Genomic DNA, 8,230 nt, shown 5'->3' on the forward strand with positions numbered 1-8,230 from the left:
ACTCTACACCGCTGTGCTGCACGAACTCGGTTCGGCCTGAGCAGGGCGCGCGGTAGAGTCGACTGTTAGTCGACTTGCGCGCGCAGCGCGGGGTATTCGCGTGCCGCTGGAAGAGCAGTCGACTGACAGTCGACTCTACCTGGATGCATGGCGTCCCCTTTTTTCATCGTCGCGCCAGCAGCACCAGCACCGCGCCGGTGCCGCCTTGTCCGGTCGGCGCCGAATGGAAGGCCAGCACGTCGTTGCGCAGCCGCAGCAGGCGATCGACCAGGTTCTTCAGCACCGGCGCGCCACCATCGGACTGCAATCCCTTGCCATGGATGATGCGCACGCAGCCGTACTCGTGTGCATGCGCCTCCAGCAGGAACTGGCGCAGCAGCGTCTGTGCCTGCGCGGCAGTGGCACCATGCAGGTCCAGTTCGTCCTGCACCGAATACTGGCCACGCTTCAGGCGCTGGAACAGGCGCGGCGGCAGGTTGTCGCGGCGATAGCTGGCCACGTCGCCGGCTTCCAGCGGGGAGCTGTCGCGCAGCAGCCGAGCGAACTCGCCGGCCGCTTCGGCCTCGTCGCGTTCGGCCATGCGCGCGCGCGGCTTCGGCCGGGGCGCGGCGGGGGCCGGCTCGGCATCCTTGCGCAGCGGCGTCACTTCGCCGATGGCCGCACGGAACAATGCGGCCGGATCTTCGTCTTCAGGGTGCGACATGCGCACAGGGTAAACCGCCGGCGCAGGTCTGCCTATGACGGTTCAATGTCGGTCGTGACCGCCGGCAGGGTAGGACCGGCGGCTCGCATGCGGCACAATAGATGATGCCCTTGCAGGGTCGACGGCTTCCGCAGGGAGCACGACGGTCCCGCCCACACTGCACGGTGACGGAATCGAATTCTTGGAAAATCAAGCGGTTAAATCGAAGATGCGAATCCTGGTGAGTAACGACGACGGTGTCGACGCCGCAGGCATCCGGATGCTGGCCTCGGTGCTGCGCGAGGCTGGACACGAAGTCACGGTGGTCGCACCCGACCGCGATCGCTCCGGTGCCAGCAACTCGCTGACCCTGGACCTGCCGATCCGCCTCAAGCGCATCGACCATTACACCGTCTCGGTGGCAGGTACGCCCACCGACTGCGTGCACCTGGCGCTGACCGGCCTGCTTGAATTCGAGCCCGACATTGTCGTGTCCGGCATCAACAATGCTGCCAACCTCGGCGATGACGTGATCTATTCCGGCACCGTCTCGGCGGCGATGGAAGGTCGTTTCCTCGGCCTGCCGGCGGTTGCTGTTTCACTGGTCAGCCGCAATCACGACCCGAAGCATTTCGAGACCGCAGCGCGCGCCGCGGTCGAGATCGTTGCCCGGCTCAAGGCCGATCCGCTGCCCGCCGACACCATCCTCAACGTCAACGTGCCGGACCTGCCGTGGAACGAGGTCAAAGGCTTCGAGGTCACGCGCCTGGGCAACCGCCATCGCGCCGAAGGCTGCATCGCGCAGAAGGACCCGCGCGGCAACGAGGTCTACTGGATCGGCCCGGCCGGTCGTGAGCAGGACTCCGGCCCCGGTACCGATTTCCACGCGGTACGCACCGGCCACATCTCGATCACCCCCATCCAGGTCGACCTGACCCGCTACCAGGCCCTGGAGAAGGTGGCCAGCTGGGTCGGCGGCCTCAGCGCCGCGCTGGACCAGCCGGCATGAGTCCACGCCTTCGCCTGCAACCGGAAGCCGTTGGTATCGGCATGACCTCGCAGCGCGTGCGTGACCGCCTGGTCGATCGCCTGCGCGAGGCCGGCATCGTCGACGAGCCGACCTTGAATGCGATCCGGGTGGTGCCACGTCATCTGTTCATCGACGAAGCGCTTGCGTCACGCGCCTACGAAGACACCGCCCTGCCGATCGGCCACGGCCAGACCATCTCCCAGCCGTGGGTGGTGGCGCGCATGACCGAAGCCGTGCTGCAGGTCTCGCCGAAGAAAGTGCTGGAAGTCGGTACCGGTTCCGGCTACCAGGCCGCCGTGCTCGGCGCGCTGGGCCTGGAAATCTACACCGTCGAGCGCATCGGCGACCTGCTGCGACAGGCGCGCAAGCGCTTCCGTGCGCTGGGCATGAACATCCGCACCAAGCACGACGACGGCCGCGCCGGCTGGGCCGAGCATGGCCCGTTCGATGCCATCGTGGTCACCGCTGCAGCGCCCGCACTGGTCGATGAACTGGTCGGGCAGCTGGCCGAGGGCGGCCGCCTGGTGGCGCCGGTCGGTGGGCCGGGCGGGCAGTCGCTGGTGCAGCTGGACCGCAAGGCTGACGGCAGCATCGAACAACGCGTGCTGGCGCCGGTCACCTTCGTGCCGCTGCTGTCCGGCATGCTCGACTAATCCACGGAGCAGGGTTGCATGAAGATTTTCGGGCCGCTGTACGAGCGGGCGATGAAGTGGGCGGCGCACGAACGCGCGCCGACCTACCTGACGGTGTTGAGCTTCTTCGAGGCGATCATCTTCCCGGTGATGCCGGAAGTAATGCTGGCGCCGATGTGCGTGGCCCAGCCCAAGCGTGGCTGGTGGTTCGCCACCCTCAGCCTGGCCGGCTCGATGGTCGGCGCGCTGGTCGGCTATGCACTGGGTCATTACGCCTTCGAGGCGATCAAGCCGCTGTTCGAAGCGCTGGGCATGCTGCCGGCCATCGAGCAGGGCATCACCACCGTGCAGGCGAAGATGGCCGAGTCGCCCTGGGCGGTGTTCACCTTCCTGGTGCTGGGCGGCTTCATGCCCATCCCGATGAAGGTCTTCACGTGGGCATCGGGTATCGTCGGTGTACCGATGCCGCAGTACCTGTTGAGCATGCTGATCGGTCGTGGCAAGCGCGTGTTCGTGCTGGCTGCGGTCATCCGTATCGGTGGTGCGCGTGCTGAAGCGGCACTGCGTCGCTGGATTGAACCGCTGGGCTGGATCGCCACCGCGTTGGTGGTGGTGCTGATCGCCTGGCTTGTATGGAGGTCGAAGTTCGCATGAATCCTGATCGTCTGAGCAAGGGAGTGCGCATCGGCGCGCTGGCGTTGCTGGTTTCAACCCTGGCCGCCTGCGGCACCGCCACCGTGGTCCGCCCGGGCGGCGGCAGCACTGGTGGCGTGACCACGCCGAAGACCTCGGTGCCCAAGCCCGGGCAGACCGTGGTGGTGCGCAAGGGCGACACCATCTATGCGCTGGCCCGCATCCATGACATCACTCCGGCCGACCTGATCGCCTGGAACAGCCTGGACAACCCGTCGACCATTCATCCGGGCCAGGTGATCCGCCTGTATCCGGCCGGTGCCAGCGGTGGCCGCGCGCCGACCACGGTGGTGACCCCGCCGCGTTCCGGCGGTGGCAGCACGGGCAGCACCACGCCAGCCCCGGCGCCGGTCGGCCCGGTGAAGAGCAACATCGCCTGGCGCTGGCCGGCTGACGGCGCCATCGTTGGCCGCTACGTGGCCGGTGATGCGACCAAGCAGGGCGTGGATATCGCCGGCACCAGCGGCCAGGCGGTGAAGGCCACCGCCAATGGCGTGGTGGTGTACTCCGGTGCCGGCCTGGTCGGTTATGGCGAGCTGATCATCATCAAGCACAGTGACCAGTGGCTGTCGGCCTATGGCCACAACCGCAAACGCCTGGTGAACGAAGGCCAGAGCGTGAAGGCCGGTGAGCAGATCGCCGAAATGGGCCGTACCGGTGCGAACCGCGACATGGTCCACTTCGAGATCCGCTACAACGGCAAGCCGGTCGACCCGCAGCAGTATCTGCCGGCGCGCTGACGCAGGCAGAGACGGGCAGCGCCACATGTAGAGCCGAGCCATGCTCGGCTGCTCTTCGCTGCGATGCGGCGCCGCCCGAGCGTGGGCTCGGGCGCTACAGAGTCGAGTGTGATCCAGGGTAGCGCCGGGCCATGCCCGGCGGCACCACGTCAGCCTTCGAGAATGAAGGCGGCGGCAACCTTGCGGCCTTCGCCGGCCAGGATGTTGAAGGTGCGTGCGGCGGCCGGATTGTTCATCACTTCCAGGCCGATGCCGCGTGACAGGCAGGCGGCCATCACCACCGCCGGCGGGAACACCTGGCGGTCACCGGTGCCGAGCACGATCAGCGCCGGGTTCAGCGCCAGGATCGGCTCCAGGTCGGCCAGCTGCAGTTCGGTGGCCTGCTTCACCGGCCAGCGCTCGACCAGCTGGTCCGGGGTCAGGAAGAAGCTGCTGCCCAGCACCAGCTCGTTGACCCGGGCCGAGCGGCCATCGGCGGCGCGCAGGCTGTAGGCGTAATCTGGCGGTTCGTGGTTCAGCTGCATGGCAGTAGGGCGATCAGCCGCGCGGCAGCACGATCTGTCGCTGTTCCTTGCTCGGGCGGTACAGCACGGCGACGTGGCCGATGCGCTGCACCAGCGCGCTTTCGGTGGCTTCGACGATCTCGCCGATCATCACGTCACGGGCGTCGCGGTCTTCGGCAGCGACCTTCACCTTGACCAGCTCGTGGCGCTCCAGCACTTCGTTCAGCTCAGCGATGAAGGCCGGGGTCACACCCTTGCCGCCGGTCTGCAGCAGGGCCTTCAGGTCGTGGGCTTGGCCGCGCAGGAAACGGGTCTGGGAAGCGGTCAGGGCGATGGACATGCAGGAAAACACGGTTGAATGGGGCGATCAGGGTATCATGAGGACCCCATCAGCCCCTATTTTCAATGGCTACCCGCAGCAAAAGCAGCCAGCGCTGGCTCAAGGAACACTTCTCCGACCCCTTCGTGAAGAAGGCCCAGGCCGAAGGCATGCGCTCGCGCGCCGCCTACAAGCTCGAAGAGCTGCTGGAACGTGACCGGTTGCTGAAGCCGCACATGGTGGTGGTCGACCTCGGCGCGGCCCCGGGCGGCTGGTCTCAGCAGGTTCGGAGACAGATCGGCGACACCGGCCGCGTGCTGGCCCTGGACATCCTGGACATGCCGCCGCTGGCCGGCGTCGAGTTCCTTCATGGTGACTTCAGGGAAGAAGCCGTTCTATCACAGTTTGAAGCCATGCTCGGGGATCAGCCGGTAGACCTTGTGCTGTCGGACATGGCCCCCAATAAGAGTGGTGTGGGCGCGGTCGACCAGCCGCGGATGATGCACCTGGCGGAGCTGGCCCTGGATTTTGCCGACAACCACCTGAAAACCGGTGGGGCATTCCTGATCAAGCTGTTCCAGGGCGAGGGCTTTGACGACTACGTGCGCGACATGCGCCGCCGGTACGACAAAGTCTCCATCCGCAAGCCGGAAGCCTCGCGCAAGCGCTCTCCCGAGGTGTATGCCTTGGGTCAGGGAAAACGCGCCCACATGAAGTAAGCTCGCAACGTACGCAAGTTCGACCCCAACGCAACGCCAGCACTGAGAGGAACACCGGAGCCAATGAGGATGAACGACTTGACCAAGAACCTCCTGCTATGGGTGGTCGTCGCCGTCGTGCTGATGGTGGTCTTCCAGAGCTTCTCGCCCAAGTCCTCCGGGGCCGGGGCGCAGGGCGCGTCGTATTCGCAGTTCCTGGACCAGGTGGACAGCGGCAACGTGCAGAAGGTCGCCTTCGGCGGCGACATGCGCGGCGGCACCAGCCAGCTGACCTACACCACCCGCGGTGGGCAGTCGTCCACCATCACCGCGCCTTTCGATCGTGACCTGATCAACGTGCTGCGCACCAAGAACGTGGAGATCGTGCAGGAGGAGCCGTCCAGCGGCATTTCCCTCGGCGCGATCCTGATGAATTTCCTGCCGGTCATCCTGATCATCGGCTTCTGGTTGTTCATCATGCGCCAGATGCAGGGCGGTGGCGGCGGTGCCAAGGGCGCGATGTCCTTCGGCAAGTCGCGCGCCAAGCTGCAGGGCGAAGACCAGATCAAGGTCACCTTCGCCGACGTCGCCGGCTGCGACGAGGCCAAGGAAGAAGTGGGTGAACTGGTCGACTTCCTTCGCGACCCGTCCAAGTTCACCAAGCTGGGCGGCAAGATTCCGCGCGGCGTGCTGATGGTGGGCCCGCCGGGTACCGGCAAGACGCTGCTGGCCAAGGCCATCGCCGGCGAAGCCAAGGTGCCGTTCTTCTCGATCTCCGGTTCGGACTTCGTTGAAATGTTCGTCGGCGTCGGCGCCAGCCGCGTGCGTGACATGTTCGAGCAGGCCAAGAAGCACGCGCCGTGCATCATCTTCATCGACGAAATCGACGCCGTCGGTCGCCACCGTGGCGCCGGCCTGGGCGGCGGTCACGACGAGCGCGAGCAGACCCTGAACCAGCTGCTGGTCGAGATGGACGGTTTCGAAGGTGGCGAAGGCGTGATCGTGATCGCCGCGACCAACCGTCCGGACGTGCTGGATCCGGCGCTGCTGCGCCCGGGCCGTTTCGATCGCCAGGTCGTGGTCGGCCTGCCGGACGTGAAGGGCCGCGAGCACATCCTGAAGGTCCACATGCGCAAGCTGCCGCTGGCCGACGATGTCGAGCCGATGGTGATCGCGCGCGGTACCCCGGGCTTCTCCGGCGCCGACCTGGCCAATCTCTGCAACGAGGCCGCCCTGTTTGCCGCACGTGGCAACGAGAAGGAAGTCCGCATGGACCACTTCGACCGTGCCCGCGACAAGATCCTGATGGGTGCCGAGCGCCGTTCGATGGCCATGAGCGAGGAGGAGAAGACCCTCACCGCCTACCACGAAGCCGGCCACGCCATCGTTGGCCGCCTGGTGCCCGAGCACGACCCGGTCTACAAGGTCACCATCATCCCGCGCGGCCGCGCGCTGGGTGTGACCATGTACCTGCCGGAAGGCGACAAGTACTCGATGAACCGCGTGGCCATCAAGTCGCAGCTGTGCTCGCTGTACGGCGGCCGCGTGGCAGAGGAGTTGATCTTCGGTGCCGACAAGGTCACCACCGGGGCCTCCAACGACATCGAACGTGCCACCAAGATGGCCCGCAACATGGTCACCAAGTGGGGTCTTTCCGATCAGCTTGGCCCGATCGCCTATGGCGAAGAGGACGACGAAGTGTTCCTGGGCCGTTCGGTCACCCAGCACAAGAGTGTCTCCAACGACACCGCGCGCCGCATCGACGAGGAAGTGCGCAACATCCTCGACGAGGCATACGCACGCACCACCGAGCTGATGACGGCCAACCTGGACAAGCTGCACGCGATGTCCCAGCTGCTGCTGCAGTACGAGACCATCGACGCGCCGCAGATCGACGCCATCATGGAGGGCCGCGATCCGCCGCCGCCGGCCGGCTGGAACAAGTCGAACAAGGACGGTGGCAACGACAAGGGCGGCGACGCCCGTCCGCTGCCGCCGATCGCAGGCCCGGCCGAATCGCACTGACGGCCCGCTGCATGTGACACCAGACGAGGCCGGGGCAACCCGGCTTCGTCGTTTCCGGGCCACTGGCCCATCCCGAAGAACCGCACTGACGCTGGAGCCCGCATGTCCGCCCCGAAGCCCGAACCGATTTCCCACACCGTCGAAATGGTCATCGCCACCGTGGTCGGCGTGGGTGTGGGCCTGGGCGCCGACAACCTGCTGCTGGGCTGCGTGGTGGGTATCGGTGTCGGCATCGTGCTGAGCATTGCCAAGACCCTGTACGTGGATCGCAAGCGCCGCCGCCGTTGAGGGCGCGGCAGGGCTGCGCCCTGCACCTGCCGAAGCTTCAAGCAACGGCCGAAGCAACAGCAGAAGCTGGCTGTCCGTGGGATGGCGGGGCGGTGTGGGCAGGCAGGACACGCCGTAAACCCCGCTCCGCGGTCCGGCCCAGCCGCTGGCGGCTGTGCGTTCGGGCGCTTGCGAAGCAATGCTTCGCAAGCAAAGCCCCCTCACCCATGGGGGCTCGATGGCGCCATCCATGGCGCCAACGGTCCTGCCTGCCCACACCGCCCCACCTCTGACAGATTTCGGCAGCTGCTGGTAGGTGTCGACCTTGGTCGACACGGTAGATCCACGCCATGCGTGGAGACATTTCGATTCCAATTCGAAATGTTTGATTCCGATGGAGATTCATCCACGCATGGCGTGGATCTACTGCAGATCGCGAGAAATTGTCGAAGGCGGGGTGGGGGGGGGGGGGGGGGGGGGGGGGGGGGGGGGGGGGGGGGGGGGGGGGCCCCGCGGCGCCGCCGCCCCCCCTCCACCCTCCCCCGCCGCCCCCCCCCCCCCCCCCCCCCCCCCCACCCCGCCATTCTTCAGTAAACCCGCTGTTGCTCCGGCTGTTGCTGTCGCTCTGGCCTCGGCGGGTG

The 8,230-nt window shown here is 66.6% G+C and carries 10 protein-coding genes; 7 read left to right on the forward strand and 3 right to left on the reverse strand.

Annotated features, from left to right (window positions below):
- Window positions 1-163 precede the first annotated feature (163 nt).
- Window positions 164-703 (reverse strand): Smr/MutS family protein, encoded by a 540-nt coding sequence (locus tag V3B41_RS19885; RefSeq protein WP_049429576.1) that lies wholly within the window; start codon window positions 701-703, stop codon window positions 164-166.
- Between the two features lie 208 nt (window positions 704-911).
- Here V3B41_RS19885 and surE point away from each other — a divergent pair, with 208 nt between their 5' ends.
- Genes surE through V3B41_RS19905 form a run of 4 tightly spaced genes read left to right on the forward strand, consistent with a single transcriptional unit; the run spans window position 912 to window position 3,777 of the window.
- A complete protein-coding gene (gene surE / locus V3B41_RS19890; protein WP_012510655.1) occupies window positions 912-1,691 on the forward strand; it encodes a 5'/3'-nucleotidase SurE in 780 nt (259 codons plus the stop codon).
- Window positions 1,688-2,365 (forward strand): protein-L-isoaspartate(D-aspartate) O-methyltransferase, encoded by a 678-nt coding sequence (locus V3B41_RS19895; RefSeq protein ID WP_295548743.1) that lies wholly within the window; start codon window positions 1,688-1,690, stop codon window positions 2,363-2,365. The genes surE and V3B41_RS19895 overlap by 4 nt, the downstream gene beginning before the upstream one ends.
- A gap of 18 nt (window positions 2,366-2,383) precedes the next feature.
- Window positions 2,384-2,998: a YqaA family protein gene (locus V3B41_RS19900; RefSeq protein ID WP_014036746.1), complete on the forward strand. Its 615-nt coding sequence runs from the start codon at window positions 2,384-2,386 to the stop codon at window positions 2,996-2,998.
- Window positions 2,995-3,777, forward strand: a complete 783-nt coding sequence (locus tag V3B41_RS19905; protein ID WP_049429574.1) for a peptidoglycan DD-metalloendopeptidase family protein — start codon at window positions 2,995-2,997, stop codon at window positions 3,775-3,777. The genes V3B41_RS19900 and V3B41_RS19905 overlap by 4 nt, the downstream gene beginning before the upstream one ends.
- Window positions 3,778-3,926: 149 nt before the next feature.
- Here the strand turns inward: V3B41_RS19905 and V3B41_RS19910 are convergent, their stop codons facing one another.
- Together V3B41_RS19910 and yhbY are read right to left on the reverse strand one after the other, a co-directional pair.
- Window positions 3,927-4,301 carry an Mth938-like domain-containing protein gene (locus tag V3B41_RS19910; protein ID WP_010485970.1) on the reverse strand — a complete coding sequence of 125 codons (375 nt, stop codon included), beginning with the start codon at window positions 4,299-4,301 and terminating at the stop codon, window positions 3,927-3,929.
- Between the two features lie 13 nt (window positions 4,302-4,314).
- Window positions 4,315-4,620, reverse strand: coding sequence for a ribosome assembly RNA-binding protein YhbY (yhbY, locus tag V3B41_RS19915; protein WP_004152868.1), 306 nt, complete (start codon window positions 4,618-4,620; stop codon window positions 4,315-4,317).
- A 65-nt stretch (window positions 4,621-4,685) separates the two neighbouring features.
- Between yhbY and rlmE the strand changes: the two genes are divergently transcribed.
- From rlmE to V3B41_RS19930, 3 genes are all read left to right on the forward strand, one after another.
- Window positions 4,686-5,318, forward strand: a complete 633-nt coding sequence (rlmE, locus tag V3B41_RS19920; protein ID WP_005409014.1) for a 23S rRNA (uridine(2552)-2'-O)-methyltransferase RlmE — start codon at window positions 4,686-4,688, stop codon at window positions 5,316-5,318.
- Window positions 5,319-5,387: 69 nt separating this feature from the next.
- Window positions 5,388-7,322 (forward strand): ATP-dependent zinc metalloprotease FtsH, encoded by a 1,935-nt coding sequence (ftsH, locus tag V3B41_RS19925; RefSeq protein ID WP_010485966.1) that lies wholly within the window; start codon window positions 5,388-5,390, stop codon window positions 7,320-7,322.
- Between the two features lie 102 nt (window positions 7,323-7,424).
- Window positions 7,425-7,610 (forward strand): hypothetical protein, encoded by a 186-nt coding sequence (locus tag V3B41_RS19930; protein ID WP_043034328.1) that lies wholly within the window; start codon window positions 7,425-7,427, stop codon window positions 7,608-7,610.
- The last annotated feature ends 620 nt before the right edge of the window (window positions 7,611-8,230 follow it).

This window comes from Stenotrophomonas sp. SMYL89, assembly GCF_036319985.1.
In the GTDB taxonomy this organism is placed as follows: domain Bacteria; phylum Pseudomonadota; class Gammaproteobacteria; order Xanthomonadales; family Xanthomonadaceae; genus Stenotrophomonas; species Stenotrophomonas maltophilia_Q.

Bases quoted from the DNA above. Each gene is read 5' to 3' on its own strand.
- V3B41_RS19885 (WP_049429576.1), bottom strand. From the start codon at position 703: ATGTCGCACCCTGAAGACGAAGATCCGGCCGCATTGTTCCGTGCGGCC.
- rlmE (WP_005409014.1), top strand. From the start codon at position 4,686: ATGGCTACCCGCAGCAAAAGCAGCCAGCGCTGGCTCAAGGAACACTTC.
- V3B41_RS19895 (WP_295548743.1), top strand. From the start codon at position 1,688: ATGAGTCCACGCCTTCGCCTGCAACCGGAAGCCGTTGGTATCGGCATG.
- surE (WP_012510655.1), top strand. From the start codon at position 912: ATGCGAATCCTGGTGAGTAACGACGACGGTGTCGACGCCGCAGGCATC.
- ftsH (WP_010485966.1), top strand. From the start codon at position 5,388: ATGAACGACTTGACCAAGAACCTCCTGCTATGGGTGGTCGTCGCCGTC.
- V3B41_RS19905 (WP_049429574.1), top strand. From the start codon at position 2,995: ATGAATCCTGATCGTCTGAGCAAGGGAGTGCGCATCGGCGCGCTGGCG.
- yhbY (WP_004152868.1), bottom strand. From the start codon at position 4,620: ATGTCCATCGCCCTGACCGCTTCCCAGACCCGTTTCCTGCGCGGCCAA.
- V3B41_RS19900 (WP_014036746.1), top strand. From the start codon at position 2,384: ATGAAGATTTTCGGGCCGCTGTACGAGCGGGCGATGAAGTGGGCGGCG.
- V3B41_RS19930 (WP_043034328.1), top strand. From the start codon at position 7,425: ATGTCCGCCCCGAAGCCCGAACCGATTTCCCACACCGTCGAAATGGTC.
- V3B41_RS19910 (WP_010485970.1), bottom strand. From the start codon at position 4,301: ATGCAGCTGAACCACGAACCGCCAGATTACGCCTACAGCCTGCGCGCC.